The 19,211-nt window shown below is 39.9% G+C and carries 20 protein-coding genes; 17 read left to right on the top strand and 3 right to left on the bottom strand.

Annotated features, from left to right (window positions below; translation table 11 throughout):
- Positions 1-106: 106 nt before the first annotated feature.
- From ubiG to AWW73_RS04690, 12 genes are all read left to right on the top strand, one after another.
- Entirely contained in the window at positions 107-820 is a 714-nt protein-coding gene (gene ubiG / locus AWW73_RS04745; RefSeq protein ID WP_005804826.1) for a bifunctional 2-polyprenyl-6-hydroxyphenol methylase/3-demethylubiquinol 3-O-methyltransferase UbiG, read from the top strand.
- Entirely contained in the window at positions 817-1,518 is a 702-nt protein-coding gene (locus AWW73_RS04740; RefSeq protein WP_081409491.1) for an HAD family hydrolase, read from the top strand. Before ubiG ends, AWW73_RS04740 begins: the two co-directional genes overlap by 4 nt.
- 69 nt (positions 1,519-1,587) lie before the next feature.
- Complete coding sequence (locus tag AWW73_RS04735) at positions 1,588-2,334, top strand: YciK family oxidoreductase (protein ID WP_009387635.1); 747 nt, start codon at positions 1,588-1,590, stop codon at positions 2,332-2,334.
- Between the two features lie 218 nt (positions 2,335-2,552).
- Positions 2,553-2,966 (top strand): RcnB family protein, encoded by a 414-nt coding sequence (locus AWW73_RS04730; protein WP_009387402.1) that lies wholly within the window; start codon positions 2,553-2,555, stop codon positions 2,964-2,966.
- Positions 2,967-3,205: 239 nt separating this feature from the next.
- On the top strand, positions 3,206-3,535 hold the full coding sequence (locus AWW73_RS04725) for an RcnB family protein (RefSeq protein ID WP_057104754.1): 330 nt from the start codon (positions 3,206-3,208) through the stop codon (positions 3,533-3,535).
- A 121-nt stretch (positions 3,536-3,656) separates the two neighbouring features.
- Positions 3,657-5,012: an amino-acid N-acetyltransferase gene (gene argA, locus AWW73_RS04720; RefSeq protein WP_031947001.1), complete on the top strand. Its 1,356-nt coding sequence runs from the start codon at positions 3,657-3,659 to the stop codon at positions 5,010-5,012.
- 334 nt (positions 5,013-5,346) lie between these two features.
- The gene (locus AWW73_RS04715) at positions 5,347-6,315 is read left to right on the top strand and encodes a sulfonate ABC transporter substrate-binding protein (RefSeq protein ID WP_062848908.1); all 969 of its coding nucleotides are present in this window, start codon (positions 5,347-5,349) and stop codon (positions 6,313-6,315) included.
- 72 nt (positions 6,316-6,387) lie between these two features.
- The gene (locus AWW73_RS04710; RefSeq protein WP_062848907.1) at positions 6,388-7,371 is read left to right on the top strand and encodes a sulfonate ABC transporter substrate-binding protein; all 984 of its coding nucleotides are present in this window, start codon (positions 6,388-6,390) and stop codon (positions 7,369-7,371) included.
- A gap of 24 nt (positions 7,372-7,395) precedes the next feature.
- Positions 7,396-8,571: an FMNH2-dependent alkanesulfonate monooxygenase gene (gene ssuD, locus AWW73_RS04705; protein ID WP_005071784.1), complete on the top strand. Its 1,176-nt coding sequence runs from the start codon at positions 7,396-7,398 to the stop codon at positions 8,569-8,571.
- Entirely contained in the window at positions 8,568-9,365 is a 798-nt protein-coding gene (gene ssuC / locus AWW73_RS04700) for an aliphatic sulfonate ABC transporter permease SsuC (protein ID WP_002120785.1), read from the top strand. The genes ssuD and ssuC overlap by 4 nt, the downstream gene beginning before the upstream one ends.
- A 13-nt stretch (positions 9,366-9,378) precedes the next feature.
- Positions 9,379-10,179: an ABC transporter ATP-binding protein gene (locus AWW73_RS04695; protein WP_062848906.1), complete on the top strand. Its 801-nt coding sequence runs from the start codon at positions 9,379-9,381 to the stop codon at positions 10,177-10,179.
- Between the two features lie 259 nt (positions 10,180-10,438).
- Complete coding sequence (locus AWW73_RS04690; protein ID WP_005071782.1) at positions 10,439-11,059, top strand: TetR/AcrR family transcriptional regulator; 621 nt, start codon at positions 10,439-10,441, stop codon at positions 11,057-11,059.
- Between the two features lie 36 nt (positions 11,060-11,095).
- Here AWW73_RS04690 and AWW73_RS04685 read toward each other — a convergent pair whose 3' ends face one another.
- Together AWW73_RS04685 and AWW73_RS04680 are read right to left on the bottom strand one after the other, a co-directional pair.
- Complete coding sequence (locus AWW73_RS04685) at positions 11,096-11,662, bottom strand: 5'-methylthioadenosine/S-adenosylhomocysteine nucleosidase family protein (RefSeq protein ID WP_062848905.1); 567 nt, start codon at positions 11,660-11,662, stop codon at positions 11,096-11,098.
- Positions 11,663-11,742: 80 nt separating this feature from the next.
- A complete protein-coding gene (locus AWW73_RS04680) occupies positions 11,743-12,876 on the bottom strand; it encodes a TDT family transporter (protein WP_062848904.1) in 1,134 nt (377 codons plus the stop codon).
- 207 nt (positions 12,877-13,083) lie between these two features.
- Here AWW73_RS04680 and ribF point away from each other — a divergent pair, with 207 nt between their 5' ends.
- The 5 genes from ribF to AWW73_RS04655 all read left to right on the top strand — a co-directional run bounded on the left by ribF (position 13,084) and on the right by AWW73_RS04655 (position 18,671).
- Positions 13,084-14,085, top strand: a complete 1,002-nt coding sequence (ribF, locus tag AWW73_RS04675) for a bifunctional riboflavin kinase/FAD synthetase (protein ID WP_062848903.1) — start codon at positions 13,084-13,086, stop codon at positions 14,083-14,085.
- 61 nt (positions 14,086-14,146) lie between these two features.
- The gene (gene ileS, locus AWW73_RS04670; RefSeq protein WP_062848902.1) at positions 14,147-16,984 is read left to right on the top strand and encodes an isoleucine--tRNA ligase; all 2,838 of its coding nucleotides are present in this window, start codon (positions 14,147-14,149) and stop codon (positions 16,982-16,984) included.
- Positions 16,977-17,507, top strand: a complete 531-nt coding sequence (gene lspA, locus AWW73_RS04665; RefSeq protein WP_031946992.1) for a signal peptidase II — start codon at positions 16,977-16,979, stop codon at positions 17,505-17,507. Before ileS ends, lspA begins: the two co-directional genes overlap by 8 nt.
- Position 17,508: 1 nt before the next feature.
- Positions 17,509-17,991, top strand: a complete 483-nt coding sequence (locus tag AWW73_RS04660; RefSeq protein ID WP_016142606.1) for an FKBP-type peptidyl-prolyl cis-trans isomerase — start codon at positions 17,509-17,511, stop codon at positions 17,989-17,991.
- A gap of 137 nt (positions 17,992-18,128) precedes the next feature.
- Complete coding sequence (locus AWW73_RS04655) at positions 18,129-18,671, top strand: NADPH-dependent FMN reductase (protein ID WP_062848901.1); 543 nt, start codon at positions 18,129-18,131, stop codon at positions 18,669-18,671.
- A 44-nt stretch (positions 18,672-18,715) separates the two neighbouring features.
- Here the strand turns inward: AWW73_RS04655 and AWW73_RS04650 are convergent, their stop codons facing one another.
- Positions 18,716-19,027: an ankyrin repeat domain-containing protein gene (locus tag AWW73_RS04650; protein WP_062848900.1), complete on the bottom strand. Its 312-nt coding sequence runs from the start codon at positions 19,025-19,027 to the stop codon at positions 18,716-18,718.
- Between the last annotated feature and the right edge of the window lie 184 nt (positions 19,028-19,211).

The raw sequence follows: 19,211 nt of genomic DNA, 5'->3' as shown, positions 1-19,211 counted from the left end.
TTGCTTGTGTGAAGTTTTTTATTGGGTTTATCGCTTTTTTCCCAATAATCGCTACACTAACGGCGAACTACATCCAAAAAGATAACTCAAGTTTAGAGGTAGCACCATGTCGCAATTGAATGTTGATTTACAAGAAATCGCAAAGTTTGAAGCACTTGCTGCCAAATGGTGGGATCAACATTCTGAATTTCGCCCACTTCATCAAATTAATCCACTACGTCTAAACTGGATTGATGAACGTGCAGGCGGTCTTGCTGGTAAAAAAGTACTTGATGTCGGCTGTGGTGGTGGCATTTTGGCCGAAAGTATGGCACGTCGTGGCGCAGATGTACTCGGCATCGATATGGGTGAAGCACCTCTAGCTGTTGGACGTTTACATGCTCAGCAAGAGAATGTTCAAAATATTGAATATCGTCAAATTCCTGTTGAAGAATTAGCCCAAGAACAAGCAGGCCAATATGACGTGGTGACTTGTATGGAAATGATGGAACACGTTCCAGACCCGGCATCTATTGTAAAAGCGTGTCAGGCTCTGGTTAAACCAGGTGGCCATGTGTTCTTCTCGACCATTAACCGTAACCCAAAATCTTATTTATTTGCCATTATTGGCGCAGAGTACGTACTACGCATGTTGCCAAAAGGTACACATGATTATCATAAATTTATTCGACCATCTGAAATGGCACATGACATTCGTAATGCAGGCCTTACGTTAAAAGAAATGACTGGACTACATTACAACCCACTGACCAAGCATTACTGGTTAGCGCCAAATGTTGACGTTAACTATATGGTTCATACGATTAATACAGGTGCATGATGAAAGCTGTTTTATTTGATTTAGACGGTACTCTTATCGATACAGCTGCGGATTTCATTCGTATTATTCAGCAAATGTGCCGTGATGAAAGACGTCCTGTGGTTGATGCAGACTTAATTCGCACTCAAGTTTCTGAAGGTGCGCGTGCGATGGTGAAATTGGTCTATCCAGAGCTGGATGTGGCCAATCCAATTTTCTTGGCTCATCGTCAAAACTTTTTAGATCTGTACGGCAATAATATTGTGGTTGATACAGATTTGTTTGAAGGCATGTATCCACTTTTAGAAGAGTTAGAAGCTGCGCAAATCCCGTGGGGTATTGTGACCAATAAACCACGCGGTTTAAGTGAATCTCTTTTAGAAAAGTTAAATCTGACAGAACGCTGTGCGGTTTTGGTATGTCCTGAAGATGTCAGTAAAACAAAACCAGACCCTGAACCCATGTATTTAGCTGCCAAACAGTTAAATATCCAAGCAGATGAAATTATTTATGTGGGCGACCACCCACGTGATATTGATGCTGGTCGCAATGCCAATATGTACACTATTTTAGCCGCGTACGGCTATCTACCTATTGAGCACCGTGATGATCTCGCTGCTTGGCAGGCTGATTCGATTGTAAATACGGTGACAGAATTACACGATATGTTACGTCAAAAGCTTCCTGCTCTACAGGAAAATCAGCGTATGATAAGTTAACATCAGAGTTTTATAGACTTTTTTTAACGGCTATTCGTTTTATCAATATAAAAAGAAGGAGGTTTACCAATGAAATATTCAGAATATCAACCTCGTCCGGATCTACTCAAAGATCGTGTTATTTTAATCACTGGTGCTGGTGATGGAATTGGGCGAGCTGCGGCTCTAAGTTATGCCCTACATGGTGCAACCGTTGTCCTGCATGGTAGAACCTTAAATAAACTTGAAGTGATTTATGATGAAATTGAGAGTCTAGGTGCACCTCAGCCCGCGATTTTACCGCTACAACTTTCAAGTGCCTCTGATCGTGATTATGACTTTTTAGTCGATACGCTCGAAAAGCAGTTTGGACGTCTAGACGGTATTTTGCATAATGCGGGTATTTTGGGTGAACGTGTAGAGCTAGCACATTATCCTACAGAAGTATGGGATGATGTGATGGCAGTTAACTTACGTGCTCCTTTTGCTCTCACTCAAGCCTTATTACCACTTTTGCAAAAGTCAGAAAACGCCTCTGTCGTGTTTACCAGTTCAGGTGTAGGCCGTGAAGCACGTGCTTTATGGGGCGCCTATTCTGTCTCCAAAATTGCAATTGAAGCAGTGAGCAAAATTTTTGCAGCAGAGAATACTTATCCAAATATCCGCTTTAACTGTATTAATCCAGGTGCAACACGTACTGCAATGCGTGCGAAAGCTTACCCACAAGAAGATCCGAAGACACTACCTACACCTGAGTCAATCTTGCCTGCCTACCTCTATTTAATGGGTGAAGACAGCTTGGCGCTCAATGGTCAAAGTATTGATGCACAGGATTAAAAAGTTAAAGATGAAAAGCTAAATTAAATTACGGCCAATCATCAAATCTGGCTTGCCTATACCTGAAAAGATATATACAAGCCTTTTTTACGATTGATAAAAAACTCTTGATCTATCCGTAATTTTAATTGAACCATTAAATGATCTTCACAGTTTCTCTGCATTTTGCGCGTAGAGTATTCAACATGAGAGACATCAGATGTAAACGAGGATGCATCATGAAAAAGTTGTTCACCATCTTAGCCCTATGCATAACCGTACTGACCACCAGTATGGCGAGCTTTGCTGATCCCCCTTTTGACCGAGGCCATGGCCCTAAAGGTCCTAAAGGCGGAGGACCACGTGGTGAGTGGAATGATCGTGGGCCAGGATTTGGACGTGATCATGATGAAGATCGTATCCGTGACGAACGCCGTATGCGCGAAGAACGTGGCTTTGAACGGTTGAAACAGCATCGCTGGCAGCCGGGTTATGTTATGCCACAGCACTATCGTGGCAATGGTTATAAAGTCGACTATAAAGACAGCAACCTACCTAAACCGGGCCGTAATCAGCAATGGTACAAAATCAATAATGACTATATTTTAGTCGATACAGATTCTAATAGCATTGTTAGTATTCGTGGTTTTTAAAGCGATAGAGCCTCGCTATCGTTGAATAAAAAGGATAAAGCCTTCGAGTTTTATCCTTTTTTTATTACTTATATATTTTAAAAATAAAAACTTTTTATATTTTCATATTAAGTATTTTCTTAATTTCTTCTTATTTCATATTGGGTTTTCACATTTATTCTTCTTGGTCTCCACGATTTATCTGCAATTGTTCACTAATCTTTAGTTATTGAAATTTAGCTCATCATTCGAGGTTCATAATGAAAAAATTAACAACAGCAATTGTTCTTTCACTTACTGGTTTAGTTGCAACGACAGCAATGGCAGCACCTAACGATCATAATCACCATGGCAACTATCAAAACCATGAAGTAAAAACAGTTAAAGTGATTAAAAAAGATGACCATCGTAATGAATGGCGAGTGGGTCAGGTTGTACCACATGAATATCAACACTCACGTTACGTGATTGACTATCGCCAACATCAAAAATTGACTAAACCGGGTCGCTATCAAAAATGGTACAAAGTGAACGGAAATTATGTACTGGTAAATGAACAGAGCCATAAAATCATTAGAGTTATTTACTAACTCTAGAACTCTTTAAACACCCAAACTTAGATTTGGGTGTTTTTTTATCTAAAACATGCGGCTTTAATCTTTTTTGTTTAGAATCATCTTTATATCTTTTTGCTGTTGATTCGAGATCGGTATGCCAAGTAAGCCTGAAAGTAAGTCGCATAATAACACCCAGCATTATGTACACTGGTTTCGACACTCAGCACCCTACATTAATGCACATCGCGATAAAACTTTTGTCTTGATGTTTGGCGGCGAAGCAGTTCGTCATCCTAATTTTGAACATATCATTCATGATATTGCTTTATTGCATTCTCTTGGCATTCGCTTAATTCTTGTGCATGGCGCACGTCCGCAAATTAATCAAAATCTTAAAGAGAAAGGAATTGAAACTCCTTTTTATGACAACAGCCGTATTACTACACGTGAATCTTTAAGCTGCGTCATGAGTGCAGTAGGTTCTATTCGCCTAGAAATTGAAGCATTGCTTTCTATGGGTTTGGCAAACTCTCCCATGTACGGTGCTCGAATAGATGTCGTATCAGGTAATTTTGTGACTGCTAAACCTTATGGCATTCGTGAGGGCATGGATTTCCAGCTTACAGGTGAAGTTCGCTCTATTGATACCGATGCAATTGAGCGACACCTCGATAACCATAATATTGTGCTATTAGGCCCAACAGGTTATTCCACTACAGGCGAAGTATTTAACTTGCGGGCGGAAGAAGTCGCAACTAAAACCGCAACTTACTTAAAAGCAGATAAACTCATTTTTCTAGGTGAGCAACAAGGGCTGCTGAACGAAGATGAGCAAATATTACGTGAATTAAGTCCGCATCAACTGGACTACTATATTCAACAATACCAAACCATTAGCCCAACACTCACTTTACATCTGCAACAAGCAAAAAAAGCGTCTTTATCAGGCGTACACCGTGTTCATCTCATTTCTTATGCTTATGATGGTGCACTAATTGAAGAGCTGTTCACACGTGATGGTGTTGGTACCATGATTACCGATGCGCATTATGAAGAAGTTCGCATGGCCAACATTCAAGATGTGGGCGGTTTAATGAATTTATTACGTCCGCTAGAAGAAGAAGGTATCTTGGTGTATCGCTCACGTGAACGTTTAGAGCAAGAAATTAGCCAGTTCGCTGTTATTGAACGCGATGGTACAATTCTAGCGTGTGCCGCCCTTTATCCAATTCCGACCGAATTTAATGAAACACGTTCCGCAGAAATTGCCTGCGTCGCAGTACACCCAAGTTATCGTAAATCGAATCGTGGTAGCCAGATTTTGCAATTCCTTGAAGAAAAAGCCAAAGAACAAGGTATTCGTCAGTTATTCGTTTTAACAACACGTACTGCTCATTGGTTTTTAGAACATGGTTTTCATCAGGTGAGTGTTGATGACTTACCAAATGCTCGTCAGGCGCTTTATAACTACCAAAGGAATTCTTTAGTCTTTAAGAAACTGCTTCCCTAGCCTTTGCTCTTTTTAAGATATTCTTATTTCAGATAAGCTTAGTTAAAAAAGTACATCCATAAATACGATTAATTTATGGTTGTACTTTTTTTAAATTTTTATTTTTAGTGTTTTTAATATTTTTTTATTTTATTACATCAACTTACTCAAAACTCATTAAATATATTCCTAATAAATAAATCATTTTTTCACCTAAGTTTATTACCTATTGTGTTTAGCTTTTTTTCGCATAAATAAAGACCGAATACTTATTTTTTCTGAAATAAAAATCCCTTTAGGGTATCTGCTCATCCAATTATTTTTTCTTTTTCTCTTTCGGGGAGCACGAAATCTCATGGCACGTTTCAACACCACTTCATGGGCAAAATATTCAGTCATCGCGGCCAGCCTTGCAGGAGTGATGATGTTAAGTGGTTGTGCCAAAAAAGAGGAACAAGCCACCACAACCTTAAATATTGGCTATCAAAAATATGGCATCCTTCCTATTTTAAAGGCTCGTGGTGACTTAGAAAAAGCATTAAAAGAACAAGGCGTGCAAGTAAAATGGGTTGAGTTTCCTGCTGGACCTCAATTGCTTGAAGGTTTAAACGTAGGAAGTGTTTCACTAGGTGAAGCTGGTGAAGCGCCACCGATCTTTGCTCAAGCGGCCAATCCAAATTTAGTTTATGTCGCAAACCAACCTCCTGCGCCAAAAGCTGAAGCACTATTGGTACAAAAAGACTCTCCTATTCACTCTATTAAAGATTTAAAAGGCAAACGTGTTGCTCTTAATAAAGGTTCGAATGTTCATTACCTATTATTAAAAGTTTTAGAAGCCAACAACTTAAGCTTAAGTGATATTCAACCTGTTTATTTACCACCATCAGACGCACGTGCTGCCTTTGAAAAAGGTGCTGTCGATGCATGGGTGATTTGGGACCCGTTCTTTGCTGCAGCTGAACATCAAATTCAGGCCCGAGTTTTAGCAACAGGTGAAAACTTGGTGAGCAATCATCAGTTTTATTTAGCTGACCGTAAATTTGCAGAAAATAATCCGAAAGTACTTAACACTGTTGTACAGACACTTAATCAGACCACTGAGTGGGTAAGTTTACATCAGGATGAAGCGGCCAAATTACTCGAAAAACCTACCGCACTTGAGTTTGATGTACTCAAAACTTCCATTTCACGTATGGGTTTTGGAGTTCAGCCAATCTCTGACAAGGTGGCACAAGAACAACAACAAGTAGCTGATGCCTTTTATACGCAAAAGCTCATTCCTAACAAGCTCACTATTCAAAATGCCATTTTAAAACTGAAATAAACCCAGCTTGGGCACGGCTTAAATAACGATATAAATGCTGTGCCTGACCTCAAGGGGAACAAGGATATCAATATGCAACATCAGTCATTATTTAATAAGAGTCAGTGGGCACAATTAGCTAAACGCATCAATACAGTCACTGTATTAGGTTTAACAATCGCAGCGCCAGCTTGGGCAATTGATCCAACTGTAAAAGAACTTCGTATTGGTTTTCAAAAAAGTTCAATTAACTTTGCGATTGCCAAACAGCAAAAACTATTTGAACAAGAATTTCCAAATGCCAAAGTTACTTGGAATGAGTTCCCTGCTGGCCCACAAATTTTAGAAGCTTTAGCTGTCGGGTCCCTTGATGTAGGCGTTACTGGAGACACGCCTCCTGTCTACGCACAAGCGGCTGGCAAGCCTTTATATTACATTGCTTATGAAGCGGCAAAGCCATTGGCATCGGCAATTTTAGTTCCAAAAAACTCGCAACTCAAACAGCTTAAAGACCTTAAAGGCAAACGTATTGCGCTGCAAAAAGGTTCGAGTTCACATTACTTACTTGTACAGGCTGTGCGTAAAGCAGGCTTAAAATGGAGTGATATTACTCCCATTTGGCTTACTCCAGCCGATGCTCGCGCAGCATTTCAAAAAGGTGCTGTAGATGCATGGGCAATTTGGGATCCTTACTTCGCTTCAGCACAACTTGAAGATCAAGCGCGTGTTCTTGCATCGGGTAAAGGCTTAAGCCCGAACTATACCTTTTATTTAGCCGCTCCAAATTTTGTTAAACAACATTCGAAAGCTGTTTCAGGGCTCATCAAACAAATCAATCAAGCTGATAAATGGGTTCAAAGCCATCAAGCAGAAACGGCAGGTGCGATTGGGCAAAGTACAGGTCTTAAACCTGCAACCAGTGATTTATTCATTAAACGTCGTCCGCGCCCTTCATCGGCAGCTCCTCTTAACAGCAAAGTGATTGCTGAGCAGCAGCAACTCGCAGACATCTTTACTCAACAAGGCATCATTCCAAAACCAATCAGCATTAAACAAGCTGTTTGGATTGCCAAGTAATTTCAATAGATATAGGTAATGCACATGAAAATTTTCTGGTTTATTCCTACCCACGGTGATAGTCGCTATTTAGGTACAAGTAAAGGCGCTCGTCAGGTTGACCATGCCTATATGAAGCAAATTGCTGTGGCAGTAGATAATTTAGGTTATGAAGGTGTACTTATTCCAACGGGCCGTTCATGTGAAGACCCATGGATTACGGCGGCTAGCCTAATTGATGCAACTCAACACCTTAAATTTCTAGTTGCATTACGCCCAGGGGTTACCACCCCAGCTCTGGCAGCTCGTATGGCTGCAACATTTGACCGCTTGTCGAATGGTCGTGTATTGCTCAACTTAGTGACTGGTGGTGATGAGGCCGAACTACGTGGCGATGGTTTATATGAAGATCATTCGACCCGTTATCAAACAGCCAATGAATACGTAAAAATCTGGCGTGAAATTTTGACGCGCTCACATACAGGTGAAGCATTTACATTTCACGGCGAACGTTTACAAGTAGATGATGCAAAACTACTTTACCCACCTGTTCAAAAGCCTTATCCACCACTTTGGTTTGGCGGTTCTTCAGACGTCGCTGTCGATTTGGCTGCTGAGCAAGTCGATACTTACCTTACGTGGGGTGAACCACCTGAAGCAGTTAAACAAAAGATTGAACATGTTCGTGCCAAAGCTGAGGCTAAAGGTCGTAAATTAACTTATGGCATTCGCTTACACGTGATTGTTCGCGAGACCAACGAACAAGCTTGGGCAGCAGCGAACGAGCTTATCCAATATCTTGATGATGCGACTATTGCTGCGGCACAGAAAAAATTTGCACAAATGGACTCTGTGGGCCAACAACGTATGGCAGCTCTCCACGGCGGTAACCGAGACAAACTAGAAGTATCTCCAAATCTTTGGGCGGGTATTGGTTTAGTGCGTGGTGGTGCAGGTACAGCACTTGTAGGGGATCCTGAAACAGTTGCTGCTCGTATTCAGGAATATGCCGATTTAGGTATCGATACTTTTATTTTCTCAGGCTATCCACACCTTGAAGAATCAATTCGTTTTGCAGAGTTAGTATTCCCGTTATTACCAATTGAAACTCGCGCTAAACTTGCTCAGCCAAATTTAACCGGTCCATTCGGTGAAATTATTGCCAACAATTATGTTCCAGACGAGAAGAAGCAAAATAGTTCCGTCAAGGAGCCTGCATGAGCAAAGCTGAAAGTGTTGTTTCACGTGGAACAAAACAAATCGGGCAGCGTTTGCTGCCTTGGATTTTCCCTATTCTTCTATTGGTTGTTTGGCAAATTGCCTCAAGTTCGGGTCTTTTAGAAAGCCGTATTTTACCTGCACCTACTGCTGTAGTTTCCGCTTTTTGGCATCTACTGGTGAGTGGCGAACTCTGGCAGCACGTTAAAGTCAGTGCAGGACGTGCTTTACTAGGGTTGTTGATTGGCGGTGGCTTAGGCTTGTTATTGGGTCTACTCAACGGGTCTTCGCGTTTCGCTTCTACTCTGCTCGATACGACCTTGCAAATGATTCGTAACATCCCAGCATTAGCACTTATCCCACTTGTCATCTTATGGTTCGGCATTGATGAAACAGCGAAATTATTTTTAGTCGCAGTAGGCGTTTTCTTCCCTATCTATATCAACACCTATCACGGTATTCGATCAGTTGACCCTCAATTGATTGAGATGGGTAAAAGCTACGGACTTTCACGTTGGCAGCTCTACAAAGAAATTATTCTACCGGGTGCGATGCCTTCTATTTTAGTAGGTTTACGCTTTGCTTTAGGTTTGGTTTGGGTATTGCTCATTGTTGCTGAAACCATTTCAGCTCAAGCAGGTATTGGTTATATGACCATGAATGCACGTGAGTTTTTACAAACAGATGTCGTTCTGGTCGGTATTCTTCTGTACGCCTTACTAGGCAAACTGGCAGATGTTTTAGCACAGCTTTTAGAACGCTATTTACTACGTTGGCACTCTGGATATCAGAAATAAGGGAGCTTAGAACATGACAAATCTGAATTTAAATATTAATCAGAATGAAATGCAGCTGATTCCGGAAGAACCAACAGAATCTCAAGAACCTGTATTAGGTGCAGAGATTCTGATTGAGCAACTTTATAAATTCTATGGCGAGGTAAAGGTCCTCGAAGATCTTGACCTACACATCCAGCCGGGTGAGTTTTTAGCAATTGTTGGTCGAAGTGGTTGTGGCAAAAGTACGTTACTACGTTTAATTGCTCAACTTGAAAAAGCCAGCTTTGGGGAAATCAAATTTAAATCTGCCCGACATTTACGGGAAGGCATTACGAACGATGATATTCGAGTCATGTTCCAAGATCCTCGTTTACTTCCTTGGAGGAATATTCTTCAAAATGTGCAACTGGGTTTACCTAAAGCGCAACATGCTTTAGCAGAAGAATTACTGGAAAAAGTTGGTTTAAAAGAAAAATCAGGACAATGGCCTTCACAGCTTTCAGGTGGCCAACGTCAACGTACTGCCTTAGCCCGTGCGTTATCTCATACTCCGCGTATTTTGCTGTTAGATGAGCCATTAGGGGCTTTAGACGCGTTAACTCGTCTTGAGATGCAAAGCTTGATTGAGCGCTTGTGGAAAGAGCAAGGCTTCACTGCAATTTTAGTCACCCACGATGTGAGTGAAGCAGTGCAATTGGCTGATCGTATTATTTTATTAGATAAGGGAAAAATCGCTCAAAGTTTCCAAGTTAATTTGCCGCGCCCACGTAAAAAAAGCATTACTTTTGCTCAACTTGAGCAACAAGTACTCGATGCGGTTTTGGCAACTTAAGGTTGCTATAAGTAATGAGAACCGTTCAACCGGAAAATGCCCAATTTACGAGCAATAAAACTGCTGTTTTATTGCTCTTTTTTAGGGCGAAATTTAAAAAATATTTTTAAGAATAACAATAAACTAGTGAATCTCTCTATTTTTTGCACAATAGTATATCTATTACGCAAATAACTAGCCGTTTTTTGATTAAAAAAGCAAGACACCTGTGCACAAATCAAACAATTTCCCTTACAATGGGAATATTATTTTTTTAATTATGCAGCAGATGGAACAAAAAAAGAGTACCCAAAAGCGCAATCAGCTTCTTGCTGCCGCCCTTGACGTATTTTCAGTCTATGGGTTCAGTGGTGCAAGTCTGGATGAAATTGCCCAACTCGCCGACATGCATAAGTCGAATATTTTCTATTACTATGAAAATAAAGAGTCTTTATATGTAGAAGTGCTCACAACCGTTTTACAAAAATGGTTAGCTCCCTTACAAACTTTAGAAGCTGAATTAGAACCAGCCGAAGCCTTATCGCACTATTTAATACAAAAAATCGAACTGTCTCGTAGCCAACCGAAAGCCTCTAGATTATTTGCATTAGAAATCATTCAAGGTGCTCCGCATATTTTACCTATTCTCAAAGGACCATTAAAAAAACTATTTAAACGCAAAGCTAAAGTCATTCAGACTTGGCAAGAAGAAGGAAAAATTTCTCCAGATATCGATCCTGAATTATTAATCTTAAATATTTGGGGCCTTACGCAAAACTATGCAGATTTTGCAACCCAAATGGAAATGGTGACCGGCAAAACACTTCGTAACCGCAGTATGTTCCAGCGTTCGATTGAGCATACGGTACATATGATGCTCTATGGCGTATTGCCTCGTTAAAACAAAAAAAAGATCGGCAAATTTGCCGATCTTTTTTTAGAAATGATTTTGATAAAGTGCTAGGAGTTTCTGGGCCCCTAACAATAAATTTTCTTCCCAATCCAGATGTGCAGTGTCATCTGCCCCATCAGTAATATACTTCACCGAAATTAGTCGTACACCTAACTTGTGGCACACTTTAGCTAACGCATAGCCTTCCATATCAACCACATCACAAGCTACTTTTGGCTGACCCGTTTCAAATGAATCACCAGTTCCACATACTGCTTTTGGCAAATCAATAAAATGTGGTTGAAGATGAATCTCTGCCGCCAAATGATCATCTAACGGTGTTACACCTACTTCAAAACCTAAGGGAGAAACATCCATATCCCGTTGTACAAAAGTTTTTACTTCAACCAAATCATGTCGATTAAATGCAGAGCTTCCCGCTGTACCTAGGTTAATTAAAGTTTTGCATCCTGTTTTTTGAATAACTTCAAATGCTTTAAAAGCAGCATTAATCTTACCAATACCACTGTAATGGACTTCAACACCTGCTTTTTCAAATAAACCCTTAGATTCATTAGGAAGTGCCATAATTAAAGCAATATCAGTGTTCATTCAAAAAGCTCAAATCACAATTAAATAAGTTAGAAAATAAGTATAAATCAGGTGCAAAAGCTTTTTGCACCTTTTCATCATTACTGCACTTTTTGTTGTAAAGCGATTAAACACGGAGAGAAGAACAGTTGGCCGCTATATGCGCCTGCTAGCGTCTTCTTCATTACCACGCCCCACATTGCCAATAATAAAAGACTCAATGCCACAGCAACGTACTGTAAAAATAAAATTTCAACCTGATGCCCTAAATTAAATAGTGCCAAAATAAATACACCTAATGGAAAAGTTAAGCCCCACCACCCTAAGTTGAATGGAATACCTGTCTTTGCATGACGAAGCGTTGTTAAAATCGCAAGACCAAGCCACCATAACCCAAAACCTAAAAGCACTAGACTGCCTACAATTCCTAAAGCTTGAAAGATATTCGCGAACTCATGAAAGCCCACACTAACAAAGACTCTTTGCACCTGCCCACCTAGCAACAATAAACCTAATGCACCTGTACCAATCGGGCCTAAAGAGAGCCAGCTAGAAATGGCGACTTCTTTTTCAGGTAACTGATGCAAAGCCATACGCAACATTAAAATCGTTAAAATAGCGAATGCCGGTAAAACAGAGATTCCCCAGAGTACATAGCCAGCCATTAATAAATGAAAGCTATGCACATCTGCTGGTAAATGTGCAACCAACATGCCCGCAGAACTTGCCGCTACTTCACAAGCAACCACAGGTAAAAGCCAGATTGCAGTCATCGTATGTAGCTGATGGTTCTGACGACTAAACATACAAAATGGCACGATCCACGCAATTGCCAGTGCTAAAAAGACATCGATGTACCATAAAGCTTGAGCAATATGGATTGCAACTTCACCGTAAAGCCCGACACCGAAGCTTAGAAACCCGTTTAATATCGTTGCGAGCCCCATCGGGATAGCCCCTAAAAACAAGCTCATATTTGGATGATTAAAAATTTGCTTAGCTTCATGAGGGAAAAGAAACCACCGCAATAAATAAAGAACTGAAAAAACGCTGAATAAAACAATATTAAATTGCCATAACAAAGTTGCTAGCGTAAATAAAAATGCTTGAGCAAATGGCAGCTGAATCAAAATCATACTAACCACGCCAGTACCCATAGTTGCTGTAAACCAATTTGGGGTAAAATGTCGTATAACATCTTTGCTATGATTTAATTGGTAAAAGGGTTTTTTCATCTTAGTTCTCTAATCAAAGAGTGGATAAATATATAGTAGAGCAAAGTATTAATAAGAAAAATTGATTTATTTTTATTTAATTCATCATTATTATTGATATATAGAAATTCATTTTGAAAAATAACTGAGTAAAAACACAACAACAAGACGAATCTGTGAGATTATGGCAATATATAGCCCTTGCAAAAATAGCCATATTTTAAGTTCATGAAACTGCTTCGTCTTAATGCGTTATCGCCCAATTTTCAGTTACCTCAAACAGCGGTGACTATTGGTAATTTTGATGGTGTCCATTTAGGTCACCAAGCGATGATTGCTCAACTCAAAAAAATTGCTGCAGCACAAGGCTTAAAAACACTGGTCATGATTTTTGAGCCACAACCTCTTGAGTTTTTTAAAGGTTACGATGCTCCTCCTCGTATAAATTCATTACGGGAAAAAGTCGAATATCTAGCGGAACTTGGAGTTGATTACATTGCAGTTGCTAAATTCGATCAGCATTTCCGTAGCATGAGTGCGTCTGAGTTTGCAGATTTATTAAAAGAAAAATTAAATGCGCAGTCTTTAGTTTTAGGGGATGACTTCCATTTTGGCAAGGACCGTCAAGGTAACAGCGAATTTTTAAAAGATTATGGCTTCCAAGTCACAAATTTACATACCATTGAACTTGAAGGTGAACGCGTCAGTTCAACTCGTATTCGCCAAGTACTTCAAGTGGGTAATCTCGCTTTAGCAGCTAAATTATTAGGCCGTCCGTACAGTATTACTGGACGTGTCCAATATGGCGACCAGATCGGAAGAACTCTTGATTTTCCAACGATTAATGTACGTCTCAACCGCCACAAACCTTGTTTAAACGGTATTTATGGTGTTGAAGTCATTTGCGAAACGACGTCGCTCACCGAAAAAGTGTGCCAAGAAACACCAGAGAAACCGGGAATTGCCGGATATCATGAAAATAGCCTCTATGGCGCAGGTCATGTCGGTACACGTCCAGCCATTCAGCAAGAACATCCAGAGTGGAGATTAGAAGTACATTTCCCTGATGTTTCTGCTAATCTGTATGGCTTATTTATGCGGGTGACTTTTCTTCACTATCTTCATGGTGAACTGAATTACCCTTCGCTTGAAGCACTTAAGGCAGGAATTGATAATGACGTGCAACAGTTACGACAATATCGTAACGACACGACACAATTTCCTTTTTAATTCGAATTTTGATTGTAAAACATGTCAGCTCCCAAGCTGATTAAACTGGAAGAAAACTTGCATGAGCGATAAGCAAACTCCTGAGAATGCAGTGGACTACAAAGCCACGCTAAACCTGCCGGATACTCAATTTGCAATGAAAGCAAATTTGGCAGTACGTGAAGTGAAATGGTTAGAAGAGTGGTATACCGACAACATTTATCAGCAGATTCGTGCATCGCGTATTGGCAAGAAAAAATATATTTTGCATGATGGCCCTCCATATGCGAACGGTACAATTCACTTAGGCCATGCGGTCAATAAAGTACTCAAAGACGTTATTGTAAAAAGTCGTACTTTGTCAGGTTTCGATGCACCTTATGTTCCAGGTTGGGACTGTCACGGTTTACCAATCGAGCTAAAAGTCGAAGAAAAAGTGGGTAAAGTAGGCGAAAAAGTTGATGCTGCGACTTTCCGTAAACTTTGCCGTGAATACGCGCTAAAACAAATTGATTTACAACGTACTGATTTTAAACGTCTTGGTATTTTAGGTGACTGGGATAATCCTTATCTCACCATGAATTACAAACAAGAAGCTGATATTGTTCGTGCTCTAGGTCTCATCCAGAAAAATGGCCATATCCAGCCAGGCTTAAAGCCAGTGAACTGGTGTATGGACTGTGGCTCTGCTCTTGCTGAAGCAGAAGTTGAATACGAAGATAAAAAATCTGACGCAATTGATGTTGGTTTTGGCGTTGTAGATCTCAAAGATTTAAGTACCCGTTTAAATGTAGAAATCCAAGATCCAACAGATATCGTGATCTGGACAACTACACCTTGGACATTGCCAGCTAACCAAGCTGTTGCGTTGCATGCCGAAATTGAATATCAATTGGTACAAGTGACGACTGAACGCGGTAAGCAAAACTTCATTCTTGCTAAAGACTTAGTTGCTTCAGCAATTGAACGCTATAAACTTGAAAACCCAGTTGTTTTAGCAGATTTTACTGGTTCAGCTCTTGAAAAGCTTACTTTACAGCATCCTTTACTTACTGATCGCCAAGTTCCAGTTATTTTGGGTGAACATGTTATCGCAACAAGCGGTACAGGTGCCGTACATACAGCACCTGGCCATGGTGCAGATGACTATAAAGTAGGTCTTCAATACAACCTAAAAGTAGATAACCCAGTCGGTGGTAACGGTGTTTATCTCCCAACTGCTCCAATCTATGCTGGTGAACACATCTATAAAGCCAATCCAAAGATTATCGAAGCTTTAGGTGCGGTAGGCCGTTTATGGGCTCATCAGCCAATTAAGCACAGCTACCCACACTGCTGGCGCCACAAAACTCCAATTATTTTCCGTGCTACACCACAATGGTTCATTAGCATGGATCAAAAAGGTTTACGTGACGGTGCACTTAACGCGATTGAAAATGATATCGAGTTTGTACCGAACTGGGGTAAAAACCGTATTGAATCAATGATCGAAGGCCGTCCAGACTGGTGTATTTCACGTCAACGTACGTGGGGTGTTCCAATTCCATTCTTCGTTCATAAAGACACGAACGAATTACACCCGCGCACACCTGAACTCATCGAAGAAGTTGCTCAACTGATCGAACAAGAAGGTATCGAAGCATGGTTCAAACGTGAAGCAAAAGACTTCATCGGTGAAGATGCTGAACAATATAATGCTGTTCGCGATACACTCGATGTATGGTTCGACTCTGGTACAACGCATTACGCTGTACTTGAGCAACGTGATGAATTAGAAAGCCCTGCTGACTTATATTTAGAAGGTTCAGACCAACACCGTGGCTGGTTCCAATCTTCTTTATTAACATCAATGGCAATTCACAATCGTGCACCATATAAAGCCTTGTTAACTCATGGTTTTACCGTCGATGAAAATGGCCGTAAGTTATCGAAATCTTTAGGAAACTATATCCCGCTTGAAGAAATCATCAAACAGCTTGGTGCTGATGGTTTACGTCTATATGTAGCTTCTAGCGACTATCGCTATGAAATCGCAGCATCGAAAGAAATCTTCAACCGTGTAAGTGATAGCTATCGTCGTATTCGTAATACTCTACGCTTCTTGCTTGCGAACCTAAATGGTTTCAAACCAAGCACAGATGCTTTAGCAGTAGATGACTTAATTGCGCTAGATCAATACATCTTGCAGCGTGCGAATGAAGTACAACAAACCATTATCACTGCCTATGAAGAAATGAACTTCCATGTAGTATGTAGTGCGTTAACAAGCTTCTGTATTAATGACTTAGGTGGTTTCTACCTTGATATCATCAAAGACCGTCAATACACCACTAAAGCGGATTCTCAGGCACGTCGTTCTGCACAAACAGCGCTTTATCATATTGTTCAAGCATTTATCCGTTGGATGAGCCCAATCTTAAGTTTTACCGCACAAGAAGCATGGCCACTCATTCCAGAACAAACTGAAAAGTATGTATTTACTTCAGAATGGTATGACTTGCCTGTTTCATCAAAAGCAAACTTGCTTTCTGAAGAAGATTGGCAAACATTGATTAGCGTAAAATCTGCAGTAAATAAACAGATTGAAGCAGCGCGTAACGCTAAACTTGTCGGTAGTAATCTTTCAGCCAAAGTTGAACTTTGGGCAAATGAATCATTACAAACTGTTTTAAACCAACTGGCTGATGAACTCCGTTTTGTTCTTATTACTTCAGAAGTAGTAGTACATCCATTTGCTGAACAAGGTGAAGCAACTGAGATGGAAGGCTTACGTGTAAAAATATCTGCAGCTGAAGGTGAAAAATGCGCACGTTGCTGGCATGTCCTTCCAGATGTAAATACACATGCCGATCATCCTGGTTTATGTGGTCGTTGTATTGTGAACGTCACTGGTCGTGGCGAAGTGAGAAAATATGCCTAATTCACAAGCTAAAAAAGGCTTATTCCAGTTTTATCCACACAATCTGATTTGGCTTGGACTTTCCGTCCTTGCCATTGTATTGGATCAATGGACAAAATGGATTGCGAGTACACATCTAAACTATGCAGATCCTGTACCTGTACTTCCATTTTTAAACTGGACACTATTGCATAACTATGGTGCAGCTTTTAGCTTTTTATCTGATGCAGGAGGATGGCAGCGCTATTTCTTCACATCTTTGGCGGGCTTAGTTTCAGTACTTTTTGTGTTTTGGTTAATGCGTATGCCTAAAAAAATGGTGGTGCTACCTGTAGCCATCGCTTTAATTTTAGGTGGAGCTTTAGGCAATTTAATTGACCGTATTACCCTAGGTTATGTAGTCGATTTCATTCATGTTTATTACCAAAATCATCACTTTCCAGCTTTTAATATTGCAGACAGTGCCATCACTCTAGGTACGATTTTGCTACTCATTGATACATTCTTCCTTGAGAAGAAACGTAACCAAAATTCGGATGCATAATATGACCGAAATTATTCAACCTAACGAAGAAATTCGTATCCAAGAAGGTTCTAAAGTCGACCTACACTTTTCTGTATCTATCGAAAATGGTGTAGAAATTGACAATACACGTAGCCGTGAAGAGCCAGTTAGTCTGACTATTGGTGACGGAAACCTTTTACCAGGTTTCGAAAAAGCATTATTCGGTTTACGTGCAGGTGACCGCCGTACAGTACACCTTCCACCAGAAGATGCTTTTGGTCCGTGGAATCCAGAAAATGTTCAAACTTTCGATACAGTTAAGTTTGAGCAACGCCCTATTCCTGGTCATATGATTGAGTTCGAAGATAAGGCAAAAACAACTTTATTCGGTGTAGTTAAGTCAGTTAATGATGACATTACAGAAATTGATTTTAATCATCCGTTAGCCGGGAAAAATATTACCTTTGAAGTAGAAATATTCAAGGTTACTCCCGAAGGCCAACAAGGCATTAAGCTAATGTAAATAAAAAAGCCCTCTCAATGAGGGCTTTTTTATGATACGGTTTTTATTAGTGACATAACAATCCTTACAAATTCTATATTCTCTCCTACCTATATAATGAATTAAGTTATAAAGATAAAAATTCTTAGGAAAAATACATGCTGGTCTATATTATTGTAGGAAGTGTTCGTGAAGGGCGCACAGCTATTAAAATTGCTAATTGGTTAGAAACAGCAATTCGATCATTTAATCTAGAAGATTTTCAGATAGAAGTAATTGATTTAAAAGAGTGGAATTTACCGTTATTTTCAGGCTCTCACCCACCTGCTACCGGGATTTATGATCAACCTAAACAACAAGAATGGGCAGACAAAATTGCTCAAGCAGACGCATTTATCTTTATTAGCCCAGAATACAACCATGGTTACAGCCCAGCTTTAAAAAATGCACTTGATTATGTCGGTAAGGAGTGGGGTGGTAAACCTGCTGCATTTATTGGCTATGGTTCAACAAATGGCTCTCGTTCTATTAGCCAAATACGTCAAGTCACCTCAAGTTTAAGTATCATTGATCCCAACGCAGTAATAGAGATTCGGGATATATTTAAACGTAATAAAGATGAAAAATTCGAAGGTAATGAGTTTGAAGTAAAAGGTCTTCAATCCATTGTTGAGAAACTACAGAAATATCATTTGTCTTAATTGAACCAAAGGCCTCTTTTCTAAACAAAAGAAGCCTTTTAATTTTATAAACTCTTTAAATATTCCACTACATTAGTATTACCCGCCATTTCTGCAAGCTCTAATGCTGTGTATTCACTTTTGTAAGCGACATGCGCACCTTTTTCAATTAAGAGTTGAACTATCTCTAAATGATCATTTTCAGCAGCTGCTTGTAGAGCACTATATCCCTCATCATCTGTCTGATTAGGATCTTCTCCATCTATTAGTAATTCTTTTACTTGATCTATATCACCTAAAGATGCCCAATAAATCAATGCAGGTAAAGATAGTTCTTCATCATCTTCAGGTATTGGAGAGAAAGAATTGATTTTCACGTAAGCACCTAAAAATAAGAAACTTCATCGTTATTATATTCATAGAACAGAGCTAGTATACAAATCTGATTTTGAATCAGTATTTTTATTTCACTTTTCCTTTACTTCCTAAGGTGTTACTCCGTTATTTCCAAGCACAAAAAAACACCCCCGTTCATTCGAACGGGGGTGTTTGTAATAATGA

This window comes from Acinetobacter lactucae (assembly GCF_001605885.1).
In the GTDB taxonomy this organism is placed as follows: domain Bacteria; phylum Pseudomonadota; class Gammaproteobacteria; order Pseudomonadales; family Moraxellaceae; genus Acinetobacter; species Acinetobacter lactucae.
The sequence above is the reverse complement of the archived record's forward strand: the minus strand, read 5'-3'. Positions and strand labels throughout refer to the sequence as shown.